A 25,296-nucleotide genomic window follows, 5' to 3' on the forward strand; every position below is an offset into this window, starting at 1 on the left:
CGATTGGACGTTAAAAATCATCTTCTAATTGTATCAAAATCTCTTCGATTTCGACATTCGCCGGATCATGCTTTAATGCCTGACGGAACATTTCCCTGGCGGCGGCGCGATTTCCGTCCTCTAACAAGTAATAGCCGTACTCTGTAAGAAAATCTGGTTCTTCCTTGAAGAAATTATATGCTCGCTGGTAATGGTTTAATGCATCCGAATATTGCTCTGTTTGATGATAAGCTCGTGCTAATTTACGGTCATATTCAGGATCTTCCTCGCCGTACCTCATTACTTCTTTCAAACAGTCAATGACTTCTTCATATTTTTGTTCCTGCATATAAATATTTGTCAGTGTAATCGTTGCTTCGACATGCCCTGGATCAATGGCAATTGCTTGCTGGAGCAAGGCAGAAGCTTCGTTTGACTGATTATTTTTTAAAGCGATTTTTCCGCCGTAAACGTAAAGCTCTTTATTATACTCATCTGCCTTCAGGCCGTCTTTTACTGTTTCGAGGCTTTCTGCAAGCATGCCTTCTTCTTCATATGCTTTAGCTAAATATAAATAAAGAGATGTATATTCATGATCGAGTTCTTTTAATTTTAAAAACTGATCAATTGCTGTTTTGGGATAATTAGCTTGGAGAGCTGTGAAACCATAGCCGAACAATGTGTGCAGATCTACTTGTTCATCGACCGCTTTCTCATAATACGGAAGCGCTTCTTCAAATTCGCCTGAGGCGCTGATTGATTCTGCAAGCCTCTGATACACATTAACTCCGGTTAAGACAGTGTGCTCTTTTAAAACATCCTTAAAATAAGGGATTGCTTTATGATAATGTCCTTGATGAAAATAAAGCTCGCCTAAAGCAAAGTCAATGACGGGTTCATCCGGGACGATTTTTTTTGCAGACAGCAGCTTTTGTTCACTGACTTCATTTAATCCCTGCATTTGATACAAATCAGCTGAAAGGATCAAAGCCTGTACATACGCAGGATCTGTTTCAGGGATTGTACTTAATAGTTCAATTGCTTTTTCTTCTTCGTCCATATCTATATAGACTTCTGCCAGAAATACCGTAACCTCAGATTCTTCCGGATATAACATATGCATGTCTGCCATTATATTCAGAGCCTGCTGTGTGTTGCCCCACTGGTAGTATTTTTCTGCAAGCAGAAATTTTTCTTCATCATGCAGAGTCTTCTCAAGCCCTGAAAGTTTTTTTAAACCTTCTTCAGCTTGTCCTGTCTCAACTAGTTCAATTGCTTCGATTAGTGAATTTTTCAACTTGTAACGCCCTTTCCAAGGAAAATCCTTATGGGACTGCATTTGCGGTAAACCTGCCTGACATGGAAATGGCACAGAACTCTCCAAACCCAGGCTTTATGCAGACTTTTTCATCCACTTTAATCAGCTGTCCCTTATGAATCGTAAATTTAGGAATATGATTATGATACCCGCTAGCGGACATTTCTTCAACTGAATTGAATTCTTTCCGCACATAGAGGTTATAATCAACTTCGCCGCCGATCCTGATTTCTCCTTTTTCAGGGTATATCCCTATTTTCATTAATAGTGATTTTTCAAGAATTTCATGTTCTGGAGGACAGTCCGGTTCTGCTGCCATCCGGTGTTTATCCATCATTGCAGCAAACTGTTTTCTCCTTTTATCTGATGATGATCCGGTCCATTGAGGCAGGAATGTCATCGGGAATCCGTATATGCATCCGCGAATCCATTCCCACGGAAAATCAGAGATTGAATCTTCTGGATGAATCTCTAAAATAAGCAGTGGAATTTTATTTTTTTTGCAGCTAATGAGCAATGATGGGGTCAATCTTTTCAGCGGAACTTTTACACCGATGCAGTAATCGATTGGAGAATTAATCATCATTTGTTTCTTTTTGCGAATCGCTTCGGGGAGATCCCGTTCATATTCTGCCTGAGCAATGGCTATAACTGAGGTGCAGCCCTTTGAAATCAGCTTTTCCGTAAAGATTCGTTTTATTTCTGTAAAAGAACCTCCAATAGAAAAATCAAGCATCACGTGTCCAGGTGTTAACAGATAGTCCGCAGCATTCATTTTCATGCACGTCATCCTCTGCAGCGAAGGACTCATGTAATCAATTTTGTTGTTTCGTATTAGAATGGAAGTTTTAACAAGTTCGCCATTTTTTAAAACATTTGCATCTTCAATAAGATAGGACAACGCCTTTTATCCCTCCCCCTGAAACCTTCTTAAGACAAGCTATGAAGGGAAGGCGCGGGATATGACTGTTAATGAAAAAACCTGCAGAAAAACTTTATTCTGCAGGCATTTTTTTAATTCGATGACCAGCTTCATCGCCCAACTCCTCAGCCAGAACGGGCGCTTCCGCTCTTTTTAATCAGCGAGCTGATTTAAGTGATCAAAAAATTGCGGATAGGATACATTGATTGCTTCATGATCTGACAATGAAACGTCTCCCTCCGTTATAAGGGCCGCAACAGCAAGCATCATTCCAATCCGATGATCACCGTGGCTTGATACGGAAGCTGAATTTCTTAAGGTTTGTTTACCGCGGATAATCATGCCGTCATCTGTCGGCTCAATATCTGCTCCAAGTTTTCTCAGCTCCTGTACAACTGTATCAATGCGGTTTGTTTCTTTTACTTTCAGCTCACTTGCATCTTTAATGATCGTATCCCCTTCAGCTTGAGTGGCAAGCAGAGCAATAACGGGAATCTCATCAATCAATCGCGGAATCAATTCGCCTGAAATGACCGTTCCTTTTAATTCAGAGGTTGAAATCGTTAAATCTGCAACAGGCTCATGGGCGTGAGATCCTCTCTCTTCGATTGTTAAATCCGCACCCATTTGACGGAGAACCTCAATGATCCCGATTCTGGTCGGATTAATCCCTACATTTTTCAGCGTAATGGTACTTGATGGAACAATTGCACCTGCTACTAAGAAGAAGGCAGCAGAAGAAATATCTCCTGGAACCTGAATAGATGCAGCCTGTAAAGACTGACCTCCGATCAATTCTGCTGACAGACCTTCTTCCTTCACTTCTATACCAAATGCTCTCAGCATTCTTTCTGTATGATCCCTTGACTTATGCGGTTCTGTTACTTTCGTTTTTTCGTTATTTGCCTGAAGCCCCGCAAGCAGAATTGCTGACTTGACTTGAGCGCTTGCTACAGGGGATACATACTCTAATCCACTAAGCTTGCCGCCGCGAATAGAAATAGGCGTGTAATTGCCGTTTTGTCTGCCATCGATAGCTGCTCCCATTTCTCTCAGCGGGTCAGTGACGCGTGTCATCGGTCTTTTAGCGATCGATTCATCGCCGACGATACAGGCATGAAAAGGACGTCCTGCTAAAATGCCAAGCATAAGACGGGTAGTTGTTCCCGAATTGCCGACATCCAGTATTCCCTCAGGTTCCCTGAGTGCATCAATACCTTTGCCAGACACTTTCACCTTTGTTCCTTCCTGATCGATTTCAACGCCCATTTGTCTGAAGCAGGCAATCGTTGATAAACAGTCTGCTCCTGCAAGGAAATTTTCAATGACAGTCTCACCGTTTGCAAGAGCTCCGAACATCACCGCTCTATGTGAAATGGATTTATCACCTGGAATGGCAATTTCACCGCTTAACGCCTCTGCTCTCCGCAATTTCTTTTCATTTGACATGGTCCTCACCTCATTAACTGAAAAATGTTTTGTAGTCTGTATATTTCTCGATGCATTTTTGTGCACGTTCACGGTCGACATCCGTCTGGAAGCTTAATCTCAGCACACCGTAAATCTCTTCGCGCGTTTCGATAATCCGGATGTTCGTGATGCTGATTTCCTCCATTGCAAGATAACCTGTAATTTCAGAAATGACCCCTGGATAATCAGGTACATCCACATATAAATCGTAAAAAGAAGGAATCGCTCCTTTTTCTCTCTCAGGCAGGCCATCTCTAAAATCCTTTGCCTCCTGAAAGTACGTAAATAGAGCATCTCCATTAAGTCCATCAACAAGCTCTCTGACACGGTTCATTTCGTATTGCCAGTCATCAAATAAAGCAAGCAGCTTGTCTTTATTATGAAGGAGAATATCTCTCCACATCGCGGGGCTGCTTGAAGCAATCCTCGTGATATCGCGGAATCCTCCCGCTGCCAGACGCTTAATCACAGGATGACTGTCTTCAAAACGGCCTGCCTGATGAACAAGACTCGCTGCAACGATATGCGGAAAATGACTGATTACACCAGTAACCTCGTCATGTTCAGCTGGAGTCATTTCAACAAAATGAGCTTTCGTTCCTTTTAAGACGTTCTGAAGGATACTAAGCGAAGCATGGGATGTATGTTCCGTCGGGGTCAGGATATAAAAGGCATTTTCAAAAAGGTGGGCTTTCGCCGCAATCACCCCTGATTTATGAGACCCGGCCATTGGATGTCCGCCGATAAATTGCACCCCGTTCCTGAAAACAGAATCAGCGTATTTGCTGATTTTTTGTTTTGTGCTGCCGACATCCGTAATAATCACGCTTTCTTTTAAATGTTGTGAACTTAATGAGTCGATTATGGACAAAGTCTGTTCCACCGGAGTTGCAAGAATAATTAAATCGGCTGTTTCTATGCCGCCGAATTGATTTGAAGCTATTTCATCGATTACGGTCAGAGTCTTGGCGATTTCAGCCTGACTTTGATTAATATCATACCCGACAATCTTTACAGCAGGATACTCCTGCTTAATCGCAAGGGCGATCGAACCGCCGATTAACCCGAGTCCGATGAGATGAATTTTTTCAATCTGCTGTTCCATTCTTTATCACCTTCAGCTTATGTATGAAGAAAGAGGTGATTAAGATCACCTCTTCTTTTATGAAATCAATTCTGTTAGAATCTGCAGAATCTCTTCGTTTTGTTCTTTCGTTCCAATTGTGATCCGGATAGACGTTGGAAATCCGAGTGCTTTGCCGGAACGGACAATATAGCCTTTTTCCAGCAATGCCTGAAATACTTCATCCGCATCGCGGTTAAAATCGATCAGAATAAAGTTTCCTTCAGAAGGATAGTAGGATAAACCGTGTTCCTTACTGAAATTGTAAAACTGTTCAAGACCCTGTTTGTTTTTTTCTGCACATTGTTTAATGAAATCCTGATCACCTAAAGCATGCAGTGCGGCAGTCTGTCCTAAACGGTTCGTATTAAAGGGCTCTCTTGCAGGTTCGATGCTTTTGATTAACTCTCTGTTCGCAATTCCGTAACCGACGCGGAGGGCTGCAAGGCCGTATGCTTTTGAGAAGGTACGGAGAATCATGACGTTTTTATATTCTTTGATTAATGGCAGTGTTTCCGGAAAATCTGAAGCTGTCACATATTCATAGTAAGCTTCATCCAGGATAACAAGCACATGATTTGGCACCTTTTTCATGAAAGCATTCAAAGACTGCTCGTTGATATAAGTACCTGTTGGATTGTTTGGTGAACATAGCCAAATGACCTTTGTTTGTTCGTCAATTGCTGCAAGCATGGAGTTTAGATCGTGATCTCCATCAATCAGCGGAATTTCCTTAATATCCGCGCCTTCAATGATGGCATTGTGGCGGTATTGAGGAAATGTCGGTGTTGCCATTACTGTGTTCGTCCCTTTTTTCAAAAAGGCGCGGCAAATAATCTGAACAATTTCATCGGATCCATTTCCAAAAATAATTTCATTTTCTTCTACGTTTAAAAAACGGGCCAGCGTTTCACGAAGCAGAGCGCTGTAGCCGTCTGGATACATAGCCAGCTGGTTCAATTCATCCTGAATGGCTTTTTTCGCGCGTTCTGAGCTGCCGTAAGGATTTTCGTTGGAAGCGAGCTTCACAATGTGAGTTAAGTTATACTCTTTTTTTACTTCTTCAATTGGTTTACCGGGCTGATACGGTTTTAAGTTCGTAAGCTGATCTTTAATTTGCATGAATGGACACCTCTTCTGTAATAAAAGCGAAGATTTCTCCGCTTGCTGCGCGTTTCATCCTGTGCTTACTTTAGCACCTGAAACAAAGGAGGAAGCTTTTTCTTCAAACTCGAGAAGGGCAGCATCCAATGAATCAGCCTCTTTCAGTTTTGAAGATAACCTCTCAACCTCTTCAATAAGTGCACTGCCTACAACAACTCCGTCACATACCTTTGTCAGTTCTTCTACGTGTTCCTTTGAAGAAACACCGAAACCGACAACGACAGGAACTGAAGCTTCTTGTTTTACCTCACTAAGAAAATCGTAAATGCGCTGATCGAACGTCTTTCTCGAACCTGTTACACCTAACGATGAAACACAGTATAGAAAGCCTTCTGCATTTGACACAATTTTCTTAAGCCGCTGAACAGATGTAGGGGCAACCATTGAAATAAACGTGACGCCATGCTGCTTGCAGGACTCTCTCAAATCTCCGCTCTCTTCAAAAGGAAGATCCGGAATCAGCAGCCCGTCTATTGTGTTTTTTCCCGCTAAAGCAAAGAAGGATTCTTTTCCTAATTGTAACACAGGATTATAATACGTAAAAAGAATTATTGGAATAGTTAGACCTCTTTCGCGCATAGATGGAACAAGTTCCATGGCTTTTACAATATTCATACCGGCCGACAGCGATCTTTGCGAAGCCCTTTGAATGACAGGACCGTCCGCCAGGGGATCTGAATATGGGATGCCAAGTTCAATAGCTGAAGCTCCAGCCTTCTGAAGAGTAAGGGCGAGTCCGATTGTGGCTTCGCCATTTGGGTCGCCTGCTGTTATAAACGGGATAAATAATTTCTTATTTTGCGCTAGCTGCTTCTGCAAGTATTCCTGCATTCTTATCGCTCCCTTCAAGAGATTCCATGAGTGTATGAACATCTTTGTCTCCGCGTCCTGATAAACAGATGAGCAGCGTTTCATCTGGATCCATTTTCTCTGCAAGCTGGAAGGCCTTTGCAAGAGCATGGGCGGTTTCAATAGCCGGAAGAATTCCTTCTTCCTTTGCTAAGACAGTTAACGCTTCTAATGCCTCGTCATCTGTTACGCTCTCATATTTCACCCGGCCTGTGTCTGCAAGGTGTGCATGCTCAGGTCCAATTCCAGGGTAGTCAAGTCCGGCTGAAATGGAGTATGGTTCAATAATTTGCCCGTACTCATCCTGGATCAGGTAAGTGAGCGAACCATGAATAACCCCTTTTGTGCCCTTGGTGATGGTTGCAGCATGGAGAGGTGTATCAACGCCTTTGCCTGCTGCTTCAACGCCGACAAGTTCTACATCCTCCTCAATGAAGGCTGCAAACATGCCAATCGCATTGCTTCCTCCGCCGACGCATGCGACTACTTTATCAGGAAGGCAATCCATTCGTTCAGCCAGCTGCTGCTTCGCTTCATCTCCTATTACTCTTTGAAACTCTCTGACCATTTGCGGATATGGATGAGGTCCTACTACTGAACCAATCATATAAAAATGATCCTCACAATGCTGAACCCAGTATCTGATCGCTTCGTTTGTAGCATCCTTCAGCGTTTTATTTCCGCTGTGAACAGGGATTACTTCTGCCCCGAGCATCTTCATCCGAAAGACGTTAAGCTGCTGTCGGATCACATCTTCTTCCCCCATAAAGACTTTGCATTCAAGGCCAAATTTTGCTGCAACCGTTGCTGCCGCTACACCGTGCTGACCTGCACCTGTCTCTGCAATGATTTTTGTTTTCCCCATTTTCTGTGCTAGAAGGGCCTGGCCAATCGCATTATTAATTTTGTGAGCGCCTGTATGGTTAAGATCCTCGCGTTTCAGGAAAATCTTTGCTCCGCCAAGTTTTTTCGTTATGTTTTCGGCATAGGTTAATGTTGTCGGCCTTCCGGAATATTCAATGAGAAGACGGTGGTATTCGTTCATAAAATCAGGATCTGCCGCCGCTTCTGCAAATGCCTCTTGCAATTCTTCAAGCGGCTGCATTAATGTTTCAGGTACATACTTCCCTCCAAAATCTCCGAATCTGCCAAATTCATCTGGAAACTGATACATGGTGATTCACCCTTTCTTCTAGCCTTGTCAATAAGGCCTCATCTTTTTTTCCGTTTTGTTCAACCCCGCTTGAAATATCGATTCCCGCCGGATGTAGCCCGAGCAGCTGTTCAATATTGCCAGGAGTAATGCCTCCTGCAATGAAGAGTGTTTTGTTTATCTCCTCAGCGGCCTGTATATAACACGGCACTTTTGACCAATCAAACGTCTGGCCTGTTCCTCCGAAAGCGTCTTTGACTTTTGAATCAATCACAAAGCCGTCCGCTGCTTCTGCATATAATTTCATATCAGACAGTGTTCCCTCAAAATGGGGCAATGCCTTCCATACTTCCCTCTTAAAATGATGCTTAATTTCTGCAATGTCTTTAACTGTCTCCGAGCCGTGGCATTGAATGACATCAATCGGAAGTTCATTCATGACTTGTTCTATTTCATTCAGGCGGGCATTTACAAATATCGCCACTAATTGTTTATCCTCAGTTTCAACTTCTTTTAGCCACTCTTTTACATCCAGAGCTTCCACTCTCCGCTTACTTTCAGCAAAAATAAGTCCGAGATAATCTGCTTTCGACTTGCTTGTCAGCTTCAAATCTTCCAAAGATCGATTTCCGCATAACTTGATCAAAGGTTTACTCATATTCTTCTCCGTACAGAGCTTTGATGGCAGATATTTGATTCTCGCCGCGCATGAGTGATTCTCCGACTAAAATGGCATGAGCACCTTCTTGCTGAACCGTTTTTACATCTTCAAATGTAAAAATGCCGCTTTCACTCACAAGCAGAGTTTCTTTTGGAACGGATGTGCTTATTGTCTTTATTTGATGGATATCTGTCTTAAAGGTTGAAAGATCTCTATTATTCACACCTAGTATTTTAGGGGTGAACTCAGACATAAGCTTTTCCAGAACTGCCAAAGAATGCACTTCCACCAATACATCCATGCCGCGCTCATAAGCATGCACATACAGTTCGTGCAGCTCTTTAGCTTCAAGCGCCTCTCCTATTAAAAGGATGGCATCTGCCCCTATATTCCTGGATTCCTCAACTTGCTTGTGATCAATAATGAAATCCTTTCTTAAAACCGGAAGACTGACTTCTTTCTTAATTTCCGCTATAAAATCACGATGGCCCTGAAAAAAGCTTTCATCTGTTAAAACAGAGAGACAATCAGCTTTTCCAGCTTCATAAGCTTTTGCAATTTCCACCGGATGAAAATTCTCTTTAATGACCCCTTTAGAAGGAGATGCCTTTTTTACTTCCGCGATTAAAGCCGGTTTCCGGTTTGAATGCTTCAACGCGCTGTAAAATGACCGTTCAGATACGTTAGTTCTTTCAGGAATAGTCAGAGAAAGCACTTCTTCCCGTTTTTTTTCAAGAATTTTAGTAAGCATACTGCTCCTCCTTCTTTCTTTGAAGACGGGCGAGCTGACGATAGGCTGTGCCATTTGCGATTGCGTCTGCCGCTTTTTTCACTCCATCAGCAAGTGAATCCGTTTTGCCTGCTACATATAAAGCAGCACCGGCATTCAGTGCAACAATGTCTGCCGCCGCCCCGCTGCGCTTCCCTTCGAACACACCCAGAATCAGTTTTGCACTTTCAGCTGGGCTCTCAACCTGGATGTCTTTCAATTCTCCACGCTGCAGTCCCATCTCTTCCGGGGTTATTTCATAACGGTCAATCTTGCCTTTTTTCAGTTCAACAATATCTGTTACACCTGTAATACTGCATTCGTCGAGGCCATCTCTTCCTGTAACAAGGAGAACATGTTCTGAGCCAAGCTCGCGCAGGGCAAAGGCTATTTTTTCTGCATACTCTGTAGAGAACACTCCCATTACCTGGCGCTTGGCATCAGCAGGGTTTGCTAATGGTCCAAGAAGGTTAAAAACCGTTCTGAAGCCGATTTCCTGTCTAGGGCTTACAGCATGCTTCATGGAAGAATGGTAGATTGGCGCGAACAGAAAACTCATATCATAAGCCTGCAGAGCGAGCTTCGCTTCATCCGGTGTTGTTTGAATGGAGATCCCAAGCTGTTCAAGCACATCTGCACTGCCGCTTTTGGATGAGATTGCCCGATTTCCGTGCTTTGCTACTTTTACTCCGAGCGCAGACGCAAGAATTGCTGATGCAGTGGAAATATTAAATGTCGATGCCCCGTCTCCGCCTGTTCCGCATGTATCAATCAGGTCCTCTGCATAATCTATGCGGGTCATATGCTGTTTCATAGCTTTTGCAAAGCCGACAAGCTCGTCAACCGTTTCACCGCGGAATCTTAATATGGAAATGAAACTTGCGATTTGGCTGGAAGTGGCTTTTCCCTCCATTACCTGATTCATGGCAGCCATTGCCTCTTCTTCTGTAAGCGTGTGGCCTTCAATGCATTTGCTGAGTAATGTTTTCATTTTCTGCCTCCTCCTTTTTGCCAAACACTTTTTCTGCAAGTTCAATCGTTTTAATTAAGGCGCTTGCTTTATTTCTCGTTTCTTCCCATTCAAGTTCCGGCTTTGAATCTGCTACAATTCCGGCACCGGCCTGAACGTAAGCTTTTCCGCCCTGCAAAGAAATTGTCCTGATTGTAATGCAAGAATCAATATTGCCGTCAAAGCCAATATAGGCGATGCACCCTGCATACGCGTTTCTCGCTGTTGGTTCGAGCTCCTGCAGAATCTGCATGGCCCGCACTTTAGGGGCACCCGATACCGTTCCGGCCGGGAAGGATGAGAGCAAGGCATCTATTGGATGTGTGCCCGTTTTTAATTGACCGGTCACCTTAGAAATTAAATGCATTACGTGTGAAAACCGTCCGAGCTCCATTAACACCGGAGTCTTGACTGTCCCGTAATCAGCTACTCTGCCAATATCATTTCTTGCCAGGTCAACAAGCATATAGTGCTCTGCTTTTTCTTTTTCATCGCTGCGCAGATCTTCCTCGAGCCTCAGATCCTCTTCTTCCGTCTTTCCGCGTTTTCTGGTTCCTGCAATCGGATGAATTTCTAGATAGCCGTCCTGAACGTAGATCAGTCTTTCGGGAGAACTGCCGATCAGCTCAGTCTCATCAAATTTGATGTAAAACATGTAAGGCGAGGGATTCACAACCCTCAGCATTCGGTATAAGTCAAAGCCTTTAGCTGTTATTGGCATTTCGAATCTTTGAGAAAGAACGCCCTGAAAAATATCCCCTGCTCTGATGTATTCTTTTATTTTTTCGACTGAGTCAAGAAAATCATCCTTTTCAAAATTGGAGGTTACTCCTTCAAACGAAACAGATGCCTGATCCATCGGAGAGAGCATCAAATCATTGAAATCCCTTTTTTCAGTCAGTTGGGAGATCAGCTGATTGATTTTGGTTTCAGCAATGTCATAAACTGCACGCTTGCCTCCTTCTGACTCTTTGCCGGAGAGGCGTTCGTAATGGATAAACGAAAGTGTTTTATCAATATGATCGAATGCAATCATCGTATGGCAAACGAATAAAAGGCACTTTTTAAAATTCAAATCTTGATTGGCATGCTTTGGAACGCGTTCAAACATCGAAACAGAATCATATCCTAAATAGCCTACAGCGCCCCCAGCAAACGGAATATCAAGATCTGGAAGCTTTACCTTTAAATAGCCGTCCATCCATTGGAAGATTTCTTTCAGAGATGAAGATTCATAGATTGTTTTTCTTTGTTTGGACCTCACGCAGTAGCGGTCATTTTCTTCTTCAATAAACAAAAAAGGATTTAATCCAATAAATGAATAACGTGACCATGATGATTCCGCGTCTTTGCTTTCTAATAAATACACCGCTTCATCTTCAAACACTTTAAAAAGCTGAATCGGGGTGAACGTGTCAACTTGAAAAGACTTAATAACAGGTATGGTTTGATAGCTCATGCTATCTTGTTTAAATGAGGCAAAATCGGTATGAAACATAAGTACTCACTCCTCCAGCATTGTGGAGAATAAGTATTTAGGAGGTTTTAAGCGGAAACGCTGCGGTAAAACGAAAAAACCCAAAAACAAAGAATCTCTGTTTTTGGGTAGTCTTAACCGTAACGGAAAATATAAAAGACCTCAGCTAAACTCATTCTCGGCTACCCTAAACTATGCTAAACTAATTGGTTTATCACTGAACTAATCTGACTTGCTCACTATACTCATCTAACGCACTGGAACATATTAGAAGCTCTCTTCTAATTTCTATTCTTGGGGTCTATCTTAATACACATGCTGTTTTCTGTCAACGAATGATATTCCCGCCTCAGTGAGGAACATCAGGCACTATATTATAAATTTAAATTTATTCTTTGCCTGTTAAATCGGGTCTTAGCACAATCGCTTTCCCCTGATAAACATGCTTTACTTCTTTTTGATTAAGAACAGTTTCCGCTGTCATCATGACCCTGATGCACTTTTCAAGACTTCCTGCTACAGGGATTTCCTGCATGCACATGACAGGAACATATTCCCATCCGTCAAAATTCCGCAGAGCTTTCGCAGGAAACACCGCATCTAAATCTGCAGTCATTGAGAGCAGGACAGATGCGACATCTTCAGGCTCTACATTATTTTTTTCAATCATTTCTAAAACAAGAGCTTCCGTTGCTTTGATGATCTGCTCTTCATCATTGTGTTCAACTGTAGCAGCTCCTCTAATTGCACGAATCAAACTGATCCCTCCTGTCTCCATGTTTCTAGCAAGGATCTTAAGTGATCTCTTTCGAAAGGTGTAGTTTCCGGTGCTCCGATCGTTTTTAACAAAACCATCGTGATCGACCCGGAATGCGACTTTTTATCTTTCAGCATTCTGCTGATTAAAGCATCCGCAGATAAATTTTCAGGCACTTTAACCGGAAAGCCTAATTCTTTAAACCAATTTTTGATTTTTTCATAAGGAAGACTGGAGCCGTGAATCTTCCCGCTGAGCCAAATTGCAAAAAGCATGCCGATGGCAACACCATCACCGTGGCTGATCTTTCCATATCCTTCGGAAGCTTCAATCGCATGGCCAAGGGTATGGCCAAAGTTCAGATGGGCTCTCACTCCGGTTTCTTTTTCATCTTCTTTTACTACTGCCGCTTTGACACGAATTCCTTCAAGAATCATATGCTGTAGTTTTTCATCATCCAGATCATCGAGAACAGAAATTTCAGACGTCAGCCAATGATAGAAATCTGCATTTCCTATCAGTCCGTGTTTTATCACTTCTGCAAATCCAGAACGAAGCTCATGATTTGGCAATGTCGATAGAAAAGCCAGATCATAAATGACTGCCCGTGGCTGATGAAACGCTCCGATCATATTCTTTCCTTCTGGATGGTTAATCGCGACTTTCCCTCCGACCGCACTATCATGCGCAAGCAAAGTAGTCGGCAGCTGAATGAATGGAATACCTCTCATATAAGTAGCAGCAGCAAAACCAGCCAAGTCGCCAATGACTCCTCCGCCGAATGCAAGAATGAGAGATTTCCGGTCAAGTCCAAGTTTAAGAGCGAGCGTTTGAATATCATAAAAAGATTGGAATGATTTATTCTCTTCACCGCTCGGTACAACGAAGACTTCCGTTTTATAAGAATGGCTCAATGCATTCAGCAGCCGCTGACCGTAAAGGCTTTGAACAGCTGCATCAGCAATAATCAATATACTTGAAGGCTTTAATTCATTTACTTGCTTAATCAATTCAGTCTCAATGATATTTTTTCCTACTGAAACGGGATATGATCCGGAAGCAGTTTCAATAAGCAAATTTTCCATTAGAACTTCCTCGCATACTCGCGCATTTCCTGAACATTCTCACGGATTGCATCCATCCGGTCTGAACCGAATTGTTCAAGAATCGCATTCGCAATTTCCCATGCCACAACGGCTTCAGCAACTACACTTGCTGCAGGCACGGCACAGCTGTCAGAACGTTCGATGCTGGCTGAAAAAGGTTCTTTCGTTTCGATATCAACACTTTGAAGAGGTTTATAAAGGGTTGGAATTGGCTTCATGACTCCTCTGACTACAATCGGCATGCCCGTAGACATTCCGCCTTCTAAACCGCCTAAGCGATTCGTTTTGCGTGAGTAGCCATTCTCTTCGCTCCAACTAATTTCGTCATGTACTTCACTGCCAAATCTTCGCGCTGCTTCAAAACCGATGCCAAATTCCACACCTTTAAAAGCATTGATGCTAACGATAGCCGCTGCAATTTTTGAATCAAGCTTGCGGTCGTAATGAACGTAGCTGCCGACCCCGGCAGGCATTCCTTCTACAATCACTTCCACGACACCGCCGATGGAATCCCCATTGCTCTTAGCATCATCAATGGCCTGCATCATTTTTACTGCAGCATTCTCATCCAGGCAGCGGACAGGCGATTCCTCAGTGACCCGCTGTAATTCTTCAATAGACGGATAATCTGTTTTTTCAGCTTTAATTGCTCCGATTTCAACTACATGGCCTGCAACTTTAATGCCAAGCTCTGCCAATAGCTTTTTAGCTACTGCACCAACCGCAACTCTGACCGTTGTTTCACGGGCAGACGAGCGTTCAAGCACGTTGCGGATATCTCTGTGCCCGTATTTAATCGCTCCGTTTAAATCAGCATGTCCAGGCCGCGGACGGCTGATCTGGCGTTTAATATCTTTTTCTTCGCCTTCTTCTAAAGGCTCGATACCCATAATATTCGTCCAATGTTTCCAATCATTATTCTCAACTACAAGTGCGATTGGAGAGCCAAGTGCTTTTCCATGACGGATTCCGCTTGTAATCTGAACCTCGTCCTTCTCAATCTGCATTCTTCTTCCTCTGCCATGTCCCTTTTGTCTGCGCGAAAGATCGAGGTTAATATCCTCTGCAGTAATTGACAGCCCCGCCGGCACTCCTTCAACAATAGCGGTTAACTTCGGTCCATGTGATTCTCCTGCTGTTAAGTATCTCATCTAAAGCTCTCCCTTCAGCGCACTAACGCTTTTAAGTAACACTATACCATATGTATGAAAAATTGAATAGAAAGTTTACATCTGTATTTTTCTGTAAAAAAAGGTGCCTGCTGATTCAAGGTCATATTGCTGACTGTAAAAAATCTGTTCCGTGCTCCCGATAAAGAAGATACCCTCGTTTTTCAAAGCCCTTGAAAACTTATGATAAAGCATATTCTTTGCATCTTCCGTAAAATAAATCAGCACATTTCGGCAAATGATTAAATCAAATCCGCTTTCAAAAGGGTCTGAGAGCAGATTGTGTTTTTTAAATTGGACGGTCTCAATGATTTCTTTGCTAATTTGAAAGCCTGCCCCATCCTGAACAAAATATTTGCTCTTCATCTCACCCGGCAGCTCAGCAAGACTTCTTTCCGGATACATCCCGAGCTTTGCTCTGGCTATGACATTTTCGTCTAAATCTGTTGCCAGAATTTTAATAGAGCGCAATGGCAAATATTTTGACAGAATCATTGCGATTGTATAAGGCTCTTCACCGGTTGAACAGGCTGCGCTCCATATTCTCAGCGGGCGGGACCCGCTCAGCATAGCAGGCAGCAGTTCAGTCTCTAATAGATCCCAGCGCTTCTTATTCCGATAAAACTCTGTTACGTTGATTGTTATTCTGTCCAGAAGTTCATAGAGCAGCTCCCTATCTCTTTGAAGTGCTGAACCATACTCCTTAAAACCGTTAAATCCCCTTTTCAAATATAGTGAAGTAATTCTTCTTTTCATTTGTGCCTCTTTATAAAGACCTAGATCTATTCCAGTTAACTTTTTAAATTCTTTCTGAAATTGCATATATTCCATCTGACTCAACTCTCCTGCAGGAATTCCCTCTATGTATAGTATATCGGAAAGTGATAGTCTCTTGTGAGGCCTGAATGAAAAAATCTGAAAACTCTCAAAAATTAATATGGAAAGGTTTAAGGGCAAGTGATATTTAAACATGAGAAAAGCCAGCATCTCTGCTGGCTTTTAGGCGGATCAGTAAATCCAAGTATGAATATCTTTGTCGTATTCTACTAATTCTTCTTGTTTGAAGAACAGGTTAATTTCGCGCTCTGCACTTTCCGGTGAATCAGAACCGTGGATGATGTTTTTTCCTACGAATAAACCATAGTCGCCTCTGATTGTACCCGGCAATGCTTCGGCAGGTTTTGTTTTCCCCATCATCGTGCGGGAGATTTCGATCACATTTTCCCCTTCCCAAACCATAGCGAAAACTGGCCCGGATGTGATGAATTCAACTAATTCTCCGAAGAATGGCTTCCCGTTGTGTTCCCCGTAATGCTGTTCAGCAAGTGAAACCGGAATTTGCATTAATTTAGCTCCAACTAAATGTAAGCCCTTACTTTCAAATCTAGAAACAATTTTCCCGATAAGCTGACGCTGAACGCCATCAGGTTTGACCATCATAAATGTTTTTTCCATCGTAATTTCTCCACCCCGCGATTGTTATGTATGGGCTTTCATGCCCCATGGAAATCGTACCATTTTTTCACTTTTTTCGCAATCGTATGGGGCGGAGGAATTTAAAATTTTCTTTTTCCAATATATTTTGCAATATTGGATAAAGCAAATTTTGCCCGATTTTTCGGCAATTGGTTTAAAATGCTGAACCCTTTTTGAAGATACATGTCGCTGACTTGTATGGACCGCTCAATTGCATTTGTAGATAAGATGGCATCAATAATCTCCGCCATTTCCTTTTCGTCCGTATCACTTGCAACCTTGCTGATTTTGCTTTTCAGCTCGGAATTTTCCATTGCATACAGCACTGGAAGAGTAATGTTGCCCTGCAGCAGGTCTCCTCCAACAGGCTTTCCAAGCTCTTCTTCTGTAGAGGTAAAATCGAGAATATCATCTGTAATTTGAAAGGACATTCCCACGTAATAGCCAAACAGGAATAATTTTTTATGTATGGATTCCGGAACGCCGCCTGCAATCGCTCCAAGCTGGCAGCTGGCAGCAATTAATAATGCTGTTTTCCTTTTAATGCGTCTTAAATAAACACGCAGATTCTGGTCAAAGTCATACTTGTCTTTTATTTGTTCAATTTCACCAAGAGATACTTCAACAATTGTTTTTGAAAGGATTTGATGTGCTGCAATATTTTCTAAAGATGTCATAATCTCAAGTGATCTAGCAAATAAATAATCCCCAGTATACATGGCAATGCGGTTATCCCACTTTGCTTTAATAGTCGGTTTCCCCCGCCTGAGCTCAGCATCATCAATTACATCATCATGCACTAAAGATGCCATATGAATAATTTCAAGAGCGATGGCCACTTTTTTGACTTTTTCGATATCATATTCGCCAAACATGGCAGAAAGCAATACAAAAACAGGGCGGATACGCTTTCCCCCTGCCTGAAGAAGGTGAAGCCCTGCCTCGCTTAACAAAGGCTCTGTTGAGCTTACCGTTTTTTCAAGTTCCTGTTCAATCAGATCAAGATCTGCATTTAAGAACGAATACGCCATTTTAAATTTCATTCAATTCACCTAAATACTCGCATTTTTAAAACATGGCTGGTCTAATAATAAATTGCAGTAAATATGTCCGCATCCAATCCCTGCGCCATTTATTCTTAATGGAAGGAACTGGACAGAAATAAAAACAAAAAAGCTGCAATTGAGAGAATCACTTGCACCCGAGATGCATAGCGGCTACGCCGCCTGTAAAAGGCTTCACTTCAACATCTTTAAAGCCCGCGTCTCTGAACATTTGAGCAAGTTCACGCATTCCCGGGAAATCTCTGGCTGATTCCTGCAGCCATGAATATTCATTGTAGCTCTTAGCAAACAGTTTTCCGAAGACAGGCATCACAAATCGGAAGTAACCGTAATAAAGCTGCTTAAATCCGATCATGGTCGGCTGGGAGGTTTCGAGGCAGACTACTTTTCCGCCTGGCTTTACAACGCGGTGCATTTCCTTAAGCACGGTCATATAGTCTGGAACATTCCGGAGTCCAAAACCGATCGTTACATAATCAAACGTGTTGTCTTCAAAAGGAAGTTCCATGGCATTGCCGTGAATTAATTCGATATTGGAGTAATCTTTTATTTTCTCTCTTCCAATTTTCAGCATATTGTTGCTGAAATCAAGACCAACCGCCCGGCCTCTCTCGCCTACCGCATCAGCCATCGCAATTGTCCAGTCAGCTGTTCCGCAGCAAACATCAAGGGCAATCGAGCCTTGCTTGACATTCATTCGTTTCATTGTTTCGCGGCGCCAGGCAATATGGCGCTGAAAACTGATGACTGAATTCATTTTATCGTAGTTTTTATATATTTTTTCAAATACAGAATGGACTCTTTCTTCTTTAGATTGCTGCATTTCATAAACCTTCTTCCGCAAGCGTAGTGTATCTTATATCCTGATTATACTTGAATGACTGCAATCTTGCTAACAGGACTTTCTGCAGAGAGGACGGCTGCTGAAAACAGCTTTCTAAAAGCTCGGCTGTCTCTTCGAAATAACGGTTGCAAAACTCTTTAAGATACACTCCGGTAAATTCGATTGTGCCGATATTTTTCTTCTTTTTCTCCAAATTCCTCATGATCGATAAAGATTCTTCGTTGTATCTGTTTTTCTCAAGCATCAGCCGCTTGTATGATAAAAATTTTGTCGTCAGCTTAGAGAATAATCCTGCCTGAAAATAATCAGAAACATGCTGAAAAAGAGCCGTTTCTACTTTTATGATACTTGCAACGAATGAATCAAAATCACTTACAGTCTCTTCGTACAGGCGAATTTTATGTTCATTTATCTCTTTTATTGCCGTTGCTAACGTTCGAATCATTCCAATATCCTGCATTTCTGATAATAACGCGTAATACAGACCGCTGAAGTAGTCTCCTGCAAGAACAATAAGCTGTCTTTGCATGAACTCTTCCTGCTTTAAATGAACGGAAGTGGATACTTCATCATGAGTATCAAGGGCAATTTGCACGAGCATCGCTGTAATTATGTAGTTCTCTTTTTTTTCAACTGGAAGATCAATCTGATCGAACAAAGCATAGAAGAGGAGCAGTTTATCTTCATCAATCACAGGAGAAGGAATATATTTTGCTAAAAATGGATGAGTGAGCTTTACGTGCAGCGCGTCTTTAATTTTAGCCATTTGTACATAGATGTCTTGCAAATGAATCACCCTTGTCCCCATGTATATAGAAATTTTTTCGAAAAACCAGCAACAGCAACAAATAGTTACAGCTGAATACTAGATATTATACCATAATTGCAGCCGTCAGAAAATTATCTTCTGGAGTCGCTTTCTATTTCACCGTAGCTTGTCTGAATAATAGCTTTGCCTCTTATCTTGATTGCAGATGTATGCTCGGTAAACTGGGCAATCATGACCTCGCCTTTATCAAGCTTCTCTGAATGATGAAATCGAGTATCCGATCCGCGGGTCAAACCGATGACATTCACTCCATCTTCCACCGCTTTAATCACTAAAAAATCATTTGTGTTGTCTTTCATATGTACACCCCCGAATCCTTATTCTTTAATAAATGATAATACTTCAGCTCTGGCTGCAGGATCTTTTACAAAAACACCTCTGACTGCTGATGTCACTGTTTTGCTTCCAGGCTTTTTGACTCCCCTCATTGTCATGCACATATGTTCTGCTTCTACAACCACCATGACACCATGCGGTTCTAATGAATCCACAATGCTGTCTGCAATTGTCGAGGTAATTCTTTCTTGGAGCTGCGGTCTTCTGCAAACAGCTTCAACAGCTCTTGCAAGCTTGCTCAGACCCGTTACTTTTCCGCCTTTTGGTATGTATGCAATGTGAGCCTTGCCAAAAAACGGAACAAGGTGATGCTCACACATCGAATGAAATGGAATATCCTTTACCAGCACAAGTTCTTCATGGTCTTCGCCGAACACGGTTTTAAAATGCTCTTTTGGGTCTTCGTTAAGTCCAGAGAATACTTCGGCATACATTTTAGCAACACGCTTAGGAGTATCAAGCAGCCCTTCGCGATTTGGATCTTCCCCTATCGCCTCAAGTATGAGCCTTACCGCCTCTTCGATCTGCTGAGTATTGATTTGCCCCATACATATCCTCCTAAAAACAATATATTTGATACAGATTCTAGCATAGGTAAGCGATTAAAAGCAAAGAATGATGCATCTTTTGAAGTTTATGCTGCAGACGTGTCTTTACTTTTTTCCAGAACAAAGGAAAAGCCCCTATAAAAGGGGCTATCCATGGCATTTTTGTGTATGTAATTTATGCATCATACACGGGTAAGAGCACATTATTTTCCAGCAACAGCGTCTTTAAGAGCTTTACCTGGTTTGAACGCAGGCACTTTGCTTGCTGCGATTTCGATTTCTTCGCCAGTTTGTGGGTTGCGTCCTTTACGAGCCGCACGCTCACGTACTTCGAAGTTACCAAAACCGATCAATTGTACTTTATCACCGTTTTTAAGTGCATCTAAAAGTGTATCGAAAACAGCATCAACCGCTTTCGTTGCATCTTTTTTAGATAATTCGCTAGCTTCTGCTACCGCGTTGATAAGTTCTGTTTTATTCATGCCTTTCACCTCCTCCCAAAGATTGTTTGTTAAGCAATAAAAGCATTCTGTTATTTTCATTTCTTCACAGATTATGCAAAATCTATACATGATAGATAAGCATTTTACTGTTAACACGCTAATCTTATACGATTAACGGCTATAATTCAATGATTTTCCGCATGAATATTGGGTTTCAAGGAAGAATCGACCAATGCAGAAAATAATTTCTGATAGTAGATTAACACATCCTTTTTCGCTAAGCAAGGAGAAACCTTTATAAAACCTATATAAATCAATAAGTGAAGGTGCTTTCTGCGAACGTGCATTCTCGTTAAGAACTTATTTTACAAAAAAATAACCGCAGATGCAAATATTATTTTGAAATATGTAAAACTTATTAAAGACACTAATACATATTGGGATATATGTAAACATTAATTTTATTAAAATAAAATTTTGTAAGCTTATTGTCATCAGATTGAAAACTATTTTTAAAGACAAAAAGATGACCACTTTTTTGTGGTCATCTGTTCGTATGACTTCTATAGAATGATCGCGATTAATCCGCCAGATCCTTCGTTAATGATGCGTTCGAGCGTTTCTTTCAGCTTATATCTTGCATTTTCAGGCATTAATGAGAGTTTCGCCTGAATGCCTTCTCTCACAATTGAACTCAGGCTGCGTCCGAAAATATCTGAATTCCAGATGGACAGCGGATTATCTTCAAAATCCTGCATCAAGTATCGAACGAGCTCTTCACTTTGCTTTTCTGTTCCGATAATCGGAGCAAATTCTGATTCCACATCCACTTTAATCATATGAATCGATGGGGCCACAGCTTTTAGCCGCACACCGAATCTTGCACCCTGCCTGATAATTTCCGGCTCATCAAGGCTCATGTCGCTGAGTGCCGGTGCTGCAATGCCGTATCCTGTTTGTTTTACCATTCTGAGCGCATCAGATACTTGATCATATTCTGCTTTTGCATAGGCAAAGTCCTGCATAAGCTGAAGCAAGTGATCTTTTCCGCGGATTTCAACTCCAACAACCTCTTTTAATATTTGATCGTATAAATCATCCGGCGCATAAAGGTCGATTTCTGCGATCCCCTGCCCCATTTCAATGCCTGCAAGGCTTGCCCGGTCAATGAAATCATATTCACTGAAATATCCGACCACACGGTCAACATCTCTGAGCCGCTTGATATCCTGGACAGTGTCTTTAACTGCTTCCTGATAGCTTTCGCGCAGCCAGTGATTATCACGGAGTACCATAACCCAGCTAGGCAGATTTACATTTACCTCAAGCACAGGGAACTCATACAGCGCTTCGCGGAGAACGTTCATGACATCTGTTTCACGGATGCTTTCAACACTCATGGCAAGAACCGGAATGTCATATTTTTCACTGAGCTGTCTTCGGAGCGTTTCTGTTTCAGGGTGATACGGCTGAACCGTATTAATAATCATGATGAAAGGTTTTCCGACTTCCTTTAATTCCTCAATGACACGCTCTTCAGCTTCAATGTAATCTCTTCTTGGAATTTCCCCAATTGAGCCGTCTGTTGTAATGACGACACCGATTGTTGAATGCTCCTGAATCACTTTGCGTGTGCCGATTTCTGCTGCTTCATGGAAAGGAATCGGCTCCTCATACCACGGAGTATTAATCATTCTAGGCCCATTTTCATCTTCATACCCTTTTGCCCCGGGTACCGTATAACCAACGCAATCTACCAATCTAATATTGACCTCAAGTCCCTCATCAACATGGATTGAAACCGCTTGATTCGGAACAAATTTAGGCTCTGTCGTCATGATGGTTTTTCCAGCGGCACTTTGCGGCAGCTCATCCTGCGCCCGTGCCTTATCTGCTTCATTATCAATATTCGGAAGCACGACTTGCTCCATGAACTTTTTGATAAAAGTAGATTTGCCTGTTCTTACTGCTCCCACTACTCCGAGATAGATATCGCCGCCAGTGCGCTCTGCGATATCCTTAAAAATATCTACCTTTTCCAAGTGATCCCCTCCCGATCATAGGCTTCTTGGGTTATTGACCGTCTGCTTCTTCGTGTTTTAGGACACTATATATTTATGACGTTGTCCTATTTATTTATGACAGTGATCTGAAATTTTTTTCATTTCATTTTTCTTATATGATTTTAAAAAATGAAAAACCCTTCTTTCAGAGTTTATTTCTCTTAAGAAGGGTTCATGACTTATTTATCTAAAAAGACAGGTTCATTTTTTTCATTGACGGTATACGGCAAGGAAAATGCCGGAACAAACGGAGAGTCGGCGACCAATAGATTTCTTATATCTTCACCATCTGCGGCTTTATTTTTCTTTTCGCTCAATGCTTTATTCAAATCTATGCGGTAATCAACATACACTTCCCCCGTATTATCAATCACAAAAGGGAGTATTTCTCCTGAATAAGGGCTTACAGCATGAGGAGCTTCCTCATAGCCAAGCTTCTTATAGTCCAAAGTAAACACATTTTCAGCTACAACATCTTTATAAGGCGGATAGCCGTTGGATGCCTTATATACATTTAATCTTGTTTTTAAATCACGGATTTCCTCTGAAATTCTGAGATCAATCAGTTTGACCGTCGGATTTTTTTCAACATCAACAAGAACATACAAGTAAACTCCGCCGCTTTCGTAGGATGTTCCAGGGGGTTCAGCCATGTATTTCGGCACAAGCTGGGCAAAATCAATCGGGTATTTCTGATAGATCGGCGTTTCCATATCTCTCGTTTTAATTGGAAGCAGACCTCCGGAATCTTCTTTAAACCGGTCAACCGTGTTTTGTACCCCTGCTATCTGATCTTCATACGGAACCTGATTCTGGCTCAGCTCCTGATCAGGATACAAGCAGCCTGAAAGCAGTGTCATGATTAAAAAAACAGGTAATAGTGAAGCAAGCTTTTTCATGAAAATCTTCCTTTATAGTGAAGTTCATTATTCATTAACAGGTCCGCTGAACACAACGAAAAAGATTAATAATCCTGCAAGAATCATAAAAAAATAGGCAATTGCCGCAAAAGCAATCTTTAAAAACCCTTTCATTTTAAATCTGCTGAAATAGATTGATATAATCGCAACAAACATAAACCCCATTGAAGCGAGAGCAATCCACATCTTCATCAACGCTGGACTCATTCCCTTACCTCCCCTTATTATCCGAAAATATTATATCACAAGAAAAGCGGAATCGCCTGTTTAGCCCCGACAGGCAGATAAGAAATCTCAATCTAGCCACCTCTTTTTATAAGCTGAAATCCCATTATATCCAGCTGGATTTCTGCTTATTTAGCCGTTCTATGCACTATTTAGCTGAAATCTTGATTTTTAAGCCGAGTCCGGTATGAATAAATAACAGTTTCTCTATGTATGAACTCCACCCAAGCGGAACACCAGGCTTGTCCGTTTTCATGACAAAAAAAACCGAAGTAAAGAGGGGGCAGCTTTACTTCAGCCATTTTTTGCTTCAGACTAATCGGATCCCATTGATTAGAGCAACTCATAATTTACTACGATGCATTTTATGCGAATTTCAGAGCATTTGCATCCTCTAATGCCTATTTTCGTGGATTAAGTAAGCCATTTTTATAAGCAGAGAGGAAACGTAAGTATGTGATTCAATGCTATAGTGGGATTTACGCATTTGCACCTAGTGGTCCGTTTCATGAGTAAGATTGTTATTCTTTCACAAACTCAAGCTATACTATGCACGTTCCGCCCCTTATGCCACATAAGTCAGCAGCGATTTTCACTTATATTCACAAGATCTTCCATTTCATGTGTTTTCACTCTGGCCATCAGCGAATCAACGGCATCTTTTACTTCTTTATCGTTGAATAATACATCATACAGAGCTTCTGTAATCGGCATTTTCACATCATATTTTTGGGCAAGCTGATAGGCTGCCTTTGTTGTTCTGACGCCTTCTACTACCATTCCCATGTTTTCAAGCACATCCTCAAGCTTTTGGCCTTTACCAAGCAAATTGCCGGCCCGCCAGTTTCTCGAGTGTACACTTGTACATGTAACGATTAAGTCTCCGATACCTGTTAGTCCTGAAAACGTTAATGGATTTCCGCCCATTATACTGCCAAGACGCGCTATTTCAGCAAGTCCTCTCGTAATAAGAGCAGCTTTGGCATTATCCCCGTAACCAAGACCGTCCGTGATTCCTGCTGCAAGTGCAATAATATTCTTCAGAGCTCCGCCAATCTCAACTCCGATGACATCAGGATTTGTATACACTCTGAAATGCTGATTCATAAATAAGTCCTGAATAAGCTCTGCTGCTTCAAGGTTATCGGAAGATGATGTTACCGTTGTCGGCTGTCTTAAGCTTACCTCTTCAGCATGACTTGGACCTGATAGAACCACTACATCCTGGAGCAGGTTTTCAGGCACTTCCTCTTTAATGATTTCAGATATGCGCAGAAGGGAATCAGGCTCAATTCCTTTACTGACATGCACAATTGTCAATTTATGGTCAATTACTTTGATAACATCCTGCAGAACTTCTCTTATTGCTTTTGTCGGAACAGCCAAAACCGCGATATTCACTGAATTCAGAGCTTCTGTTAAATCTGTATAGCCTTTAATGGCATCTGAAAGCTCAACATCAGGCAAATACTTTTGATTCCGGTGTATTTCATTTATTTGCTGAATGAGCTCATTGCGATGTCCCCAAAGTCTAACTTCATGATGATTATCTGCAAGTACAATACTAAGCGCTGTCCCCCAGCTGCCTGCACCAAGAACGGCAATTCGTTCCATCCCTATTC

At 41.9% G+C, this 25,296-nt stretch carries 26 protein-coding genes; all 26 read right to left on the reverse strand.

Translation table 11 applies throughout. From position 1 onward, the window contains the following. Window positions 1-10 precede the first annotated feature (10 nt). Window positions 11-1,318: a tetratricopeptide repeat protein gene (locus AC3ISE_RS13870; RefSeq protein ID WP_489224339.1), complete on the reverse strand. Its 1,308-nt coding sequence runs from the start codon at window positions 1,316-1,318 to the stop codon at window positions 11-13. After that, window positions 1,305-2,198: a hypothetical protein gene (locus AC3ISE_RS13875; protein ID WP_489221446.1), complete on the reverse strand. Its 894-nt coding sequence runs from the start codon at window positions 2,196-2,198 to the stop codon at window positions 1,305-1,307. Before AC3ISE_RS13875 ends, AC3ISE_RS13870 begins: the two co-directional genes overlap by 14 nt. A gap of 174 nt (window positions 2,199-2,372) precedes the next feature. Continuing rightward, the gene (aroA, locus tag AC3ISE_RS13880; protein WP_489221447.1) at window positions 2,373-3,668 is read right to left on the reverse strand and encodes a 3-phosphoshikimate 1-carboxyvinyltransferase; all 1,296 of its coding nucleotides are present in this window, start codon (window positions 3,666-3,668) and stop codon (window positions 2,373-2,375) included. Between the two features lie 13 nt (window positions 3,669-3,681). After that, window positions 3,682-4,794 carry a prephenate dehydrogenase gene (locus tag AC3ISE_RS13885; protein WP_489221448.1) on the reverse strand — a complete coding sequence of 371 codons (1,113 nt, stop codon included), beginning with the start codon at window positions 4,792-4,794 and terminating at the stop codon, window positions 3,682-3,684. A gap of 57 nt (window positions 4,795-4,851) precedes the next feature. Continuing rightward, on the reverse strand, window positions 4,852-5,934 hold the full coding sequence (hisC, locus tag AC3ISE_RS13890) for a histidinol-phosphate transaminase (RefSeq protein WP_489221449.1): 1,083 nt from the start codon (window positions 5,932-5,934) through the stop codon (window positions 4,852-4,854). A gap of 54 nt (window positions 5,935-5,988) precedes the next feature. Next, window positions 5,989-6,807 carry a tryptophan synthase subunit alpha gene (gene trpA / locus AC3ISE_RS13895; protein ID WP_489221450.1) on the reverse strand — a complete coding sequence of 273 codons (819 nt, stop codon included), beginning with the start codon at window positions 6,805-6,807 and terminating at the stop codon, window positions 5,989-5,991. Then, complete coding sequence (gene trpB / locus AC3ISE_RS13900; RefSeq protein WP_489221451.1) at window positions 6,770-7,999, reverse strand: tryptophan synthase subunit beta; 1,230 nt, start codon at window positions 7,997-7,999, stop codon at window positions 6,770-6,772. Before trpB ends, trpA begins: the two co-directional genes overlap by 38 nt. Beyond that, a complete protein-coding gene (locus AC3ISE_RS13905) occupies window positions 7,980-8,636 on the reverse strand; it encodes a phosphoribosylanthranilate isomerase (RefSeq protein WP_489221452.1) in 657 nt (218 codons plus the stop codon). Before AC3ISE_RS13905 ends, trpB begins: the two co-directional genes overlap by 20 nt. Further along, entirely contained in the window at window positions 8,629-9,390 is a 762-nt protein-coding gene (gene trpC / locus AC3ISE_RS13910) for an indole-3-glycerol phosphate synthase TrpC (protein ID WP_489221453.1), read from the reverse strand. Before trpC ends, AC3ISE_RS13905 begins: the two co-directional genes overlap by 8 nt. Continuing rightward, entirely contained in the window at window positions 9,380-10,399 is a 1,020-nt protein-coding gene (trpD, locus tag AC3ISE_RS13915; RefSeq protein WP_489221454.1) for an anthranilate phosphoribosyltransferase, read from the reverse strand. The genes trpC and trpD overlap by 11 nt, the downstream gene beginning before the upstream one ends. After that, a complete protein-coding gene (gene trpE, locus AC3ISE_RS13920) occupies window positions 10,371-11,915 on the reverse strand; it encodes an anthranilate synthase component I (protein WP_489221455.1) in 1,545 nt (514 codons plus the stop codon). Before trpE ends, trpD begins: the two co-directional genes overlap by 29 nt. Window positions 11,916-12,282: 367 nt before the next feature. Next, a complete protein-coding gene (aroH, locus tag AC3ISE_RS13925; RefSeq protein WP_489221456.1) occupies window positions 12,283-12,651 on the reverse strand; it encodes a chorismate mutase in 369 nt (122 codons plus the stop codon). Then, the gene (gene aroB / locus AC3ISE_RS13930; protein ID WP_489221457.1) at window positions 12,648-13,736 is read right to left on the reverse strand and encodes a 3-dehydroquinate synthase; all 1,089 of its coding nucleotides are present in this window, start codon (window positions 13,734-13,736) and stop codon (window positions 12,648-12,650) included. Before aroB ends, aroH begins: the two co-directional genes overlap by 4 nt. Continuing rightward, window positions 13,736-14,908: a chorismate synthase gene (gene aroC, locus AC3ISE_RS13935; RefSeq protein WP_489221458.1), complete on the reverse strand. Its 1,173-nt coding sequence runs from the start codon at window positions 14,906-14,908 to the stop codon at window positions 13,736-13,738. Before aroC ends, aroB begins: the two co-directional genes overlap by 1 nt. A 75-nt stretch (window positions 14,909-14,983) precedes the next feature. Continuing rightward, the gene (locus AC3ISE_RS13940) at window positions 14,984-15,757 is read right to left on the reverse strand and encodes a CheR family methyltransferase (RefSeq protein ID WP_489221459.1); all 774 of its coding nucleotides are present in this window, start codon (window positions 15,755-15,757) and stop codon (window positions 14,984-14,986) included. A 177-nt stretch (window positions 15,758-15,934) separates the two neighbouring features. Then, window positions 15,935-16,381, reverse strand: a complete 447-nt coding sequence (gene ndk / locus AC3ISE_RS13945) for a nucleoside-diphosphate kinase (protein ID WP_070878161.1) — start codon at window positions 16,379-16,381, stop codon at window positions 15,935-15,937. 101 nt (window positions 16,382-16,482) lie between these two features. Continuing rightward, entirely contained in the window at window positions 16,483-17,445 is a 963-nt protein-coding gene (gene hepT, locus AC3ISE_RS13950; protein ID WP_489221460.1) for a heptaprenyl diphosphate synthase component II, read from the reverse strand. A gap of 148 nt (window positions 17,446-17,593) precedes the next feature. Beyond that, window positions 17,594-18,289, reverse strand: a complete 696-nt coding sequence (locus AC3ISE_RS13955) for a demethylmenaquinone methyltransferase (RefSeq protein WP_309194185.1) — start codon at window positions 18,287-18,289, stop codon at window positions 17,594-17,596. Window position 18,290: 1 nt separating this feature from the next. After that, a complete protein-coding gene (locus AC3ISE_RS13960; RefSeq protein WP_489224340.1) occupies window positions 18,291-19,097 on the reverse strand; it encodes a heptaprenyl diphosphate synthase component 1 in 807 nt (268 codons plus the stop codon). Window positions 19,098-19,210: 113 nt separating this feature from the next. Beyond that, a complete protein-coding gene (gene mtrB, locus AC3ISE_RS13965; protein WP_133310347.1) occupies window positions 19,211-19,438 on the reverse strand; it encodes a trp RNA-binding attenuation protein MtrB in 228 nt (75 codons plus the stop codon). A gap of 18 nt (window positions 19,439-19,456) precedes the next feature. Beyond that, the gene (gene folE, locus AC3ISE_RS13970) at window positions 19,457-20,023 is read right to left on the reverse strand and encodes a GTP cyclohydrolase I FolE (RefSeq protein ID WP_070878168.1); all 567 of its coding nucleotides are present in this window, start codon (window positions 20,021-20,023) and stop codon (window positions 19,457-19,459) included. Between the two features lie 203 nt (window positions 20,024-20,226). Then, entirely contained in the window at window positions 20,227-20,505 is a 279-nt protein-coding gene (gene hbs / locus AC3ISE_RS13975) for a non-specific DNA-binding protein Hbs (protein WP_029280242.1), read from the reverse strand. Between the two features lie 524 nt (window positions 20,506-21,029). Continuing rightward, the gene (spoIVA, locus tag AC3ISE_RS13980) at window positions 21,030-22,508 is read right to left on the reverse strand and encodes a stage IV sporulation protein A (protein WP_070878169.1); all 1,479 of its coding nucleotides are present in this window, start codon (window positions 22,506-22,508) and stop codon (window positions 21,030-21,032) included. Window positions 22,509-22,708: 200 nt separating this feature from the next. Then, complete coding sequence (locus tag AC3ISE_RS13985; RefSeq protein WP_070878171.1) at window positions 22,709-23,428, reverse strand: hypothetical protein; 720 nt, start codon at window positions 23,426-23,428, stop codon at window positions 22,709-22,711. A gap of 27 nt (window positions 23,429-23,455) precedes the next feature. Further along, window positions 23,456-23,656 (reverse strand): DUF2768 domain-containing protein, encoded by a 201-nt coding sequence (locus tag AC3ISE_RS13990; RefSeq protein ID WP_070878173.1) that lies wholly within the window; start codon window positions 23,654-23,656, stop codon window positions 23,456-23,458. Window positions 23,657-24,253: 597 nt separating this feature from the next. Continuing rightward, on the reverse strand, window positions 24,254-25,288 hold the full coding sequence (locus tag AC3ISE_RS13995; RefSeq protein ID WP_489221461.1) for an NAD(P)H-dependent glycerol-3-phosphate dehydrogenase: 1,035 nt from the start codon (window positions 25,286-25,288) through the stop codon (window positions 24,254-24,256). Window positions 25,289-25,296: the final 8 nt, after the last annotated feature.

Source organism: Metabacillus sp. KH_069, assembly GCF_057838075.1.

Bases quoted from the DNA above. Each gene is read 5' to 3' on its own strand.
- AC3ISE_RS13940 (WP_489221459.1), bottom strand. From the start codon at position 15,757: ATGGAATATATGCAATTTCAGAAAGAATTTAAAAAGTTAACTGGAATA.
- aroC (WP_489221458.1), bottom strand. From the start codon at position 14,908: ATGAGATACTTAACAGCAGGAGAATCACATGGACCGAAGTTAACCGCT.
- aroA (WP_489221447.1), bottom strand. From the start codon at position 3,668: ATGTCAAATGAAAAGAAATTGCGGAGAGCAGAGGCGTTAAGCGGTGAA.
- trpA (WP_489221450.1), bottom strand. From the start codon at position 6,807: ATGCAGGAATACTTGCAGAAGCAGCTAGCGCAAAATAAGAAATTATTT.
- ndk (WP_070878161.1), bottom strand. From the start codon at position 16,381: ATGGAAAAAACATTTATGATGGTCAAACCTGATGGCGTTCAGCGTCAG.
- hepT (WP_489221460.1), bottom strand. From the start codon at position 17,445: ATGAAATTTAAAATGGCGTATTCGTTCTTAAATGCAGATCTTGATCTG.
- AC3ISE_RS13955 (WP_309194185.1), bottom strand. From the start codon at position 18,289: ATGCAGCAATCTAAAGAAGAAAGAGTCCATTCTGTATTTGAAAAAATA.
- AC3ISE_RS13905 (WP_489221452.1), bottom strand. From the start codon at position 8,636: ATGAGTAAACCTTTGATCAAGTTATGCGGAAATCGATCTTTGGAAGAT.
- hbs (WP_029280242.1), bottom strand. From the start codon at position 20,505: ATGAATAAAACAGAACTTATCAACGCGGTAGCAGAAGCTAGCGAATTA.
- mtrB (WP_133310347.1), bottom strand. From the start codon at position 19,438: ATGAAAGACAACACAAATGATTTTTTAGTGATTAAAGCGGTGGAAGAT.
- trpB (WP_489221451.1), bottom strand. From the start codon at position 7,999: ATGTATCAGTTTCCAGATGAATTTGGCAGATTCGGAGATTTTGGAGGG.
- trpD (WP_489221454.1), bottom strand. From the start codon at position 10,399: ATGAAAACATTACTCAGCAAATGCATTGAAGGCCACACGCTTACAGAA.
- AC3ISE_RS13985 (WP_070878171.1), bottom strand. From the start codon at position 23,428: ATGAAAAAGCTTGCTTCACTATTACCTGTTTTTTTAATCATGACACTG.
- AC3ISE_RS13995 (WP_489221461.1), bottom strand. From the start codon at position 25,288: ATGGAACGAATTGCCGTTCTTGGTGCAGGCAGCTGGGGGACAGCGCTT.
- trpC (WP_489221453.1), bottom strand. From the start codon at position 9,390: ATGCTTACTAAAATTCTTGAAAAAAAACGGGAAGAAGTGCTTTCTCTG.
- AC3ISE_RS13990 (WP_070878173.1), bottom strand. From the start codon at position 23,656: ATGAGTCCAGCGTTGATGAAGATGTGGATTGCTCTCGCTTCAATGGGG.
- trpE (WP_489221455.1), bottom strand. From the start codon at position 11,915: ATGTTTCATACCGATTTTGCCTCATTTAAACAAGATAGCATGAGCTAT.
- hisC (WP_489221449.1), bottom strand. From the start codon at position 5,934: ATGCAAATTAAAGATCAGCTTACGAACTTAAAACCGTATCAGCCCGGT.
- AC3ISE_RS13885 (WP_489221448.1), bottom strand. From the start codon at position 4,794: ATGGAACAGCAGATTGAAAAAATTCATCTCATCGGACTCGGGTTAATC.
- AC3ISE_RS13870 (WP_489224339.1), bottom strand. From the start codon at position 1,318: ATGCAGTCCCATAAGGATTTTCCTTGGAAAGGGCGTTACAAGTTGAAA.
- folE (WP_070878168.1), bottom strand. From the start codon at position 20,023: ATGGGGCAAATCAATACTCAGCAGATCGAAGAGGCGGTAAGGCTCATA.
- aroB (WP_489221457.1), bottom strand. From the start codon at position 13,736: ATGGAAAATTTGCTTATTGAAACTGCTTCCGGATCATATCCCGTTTCA.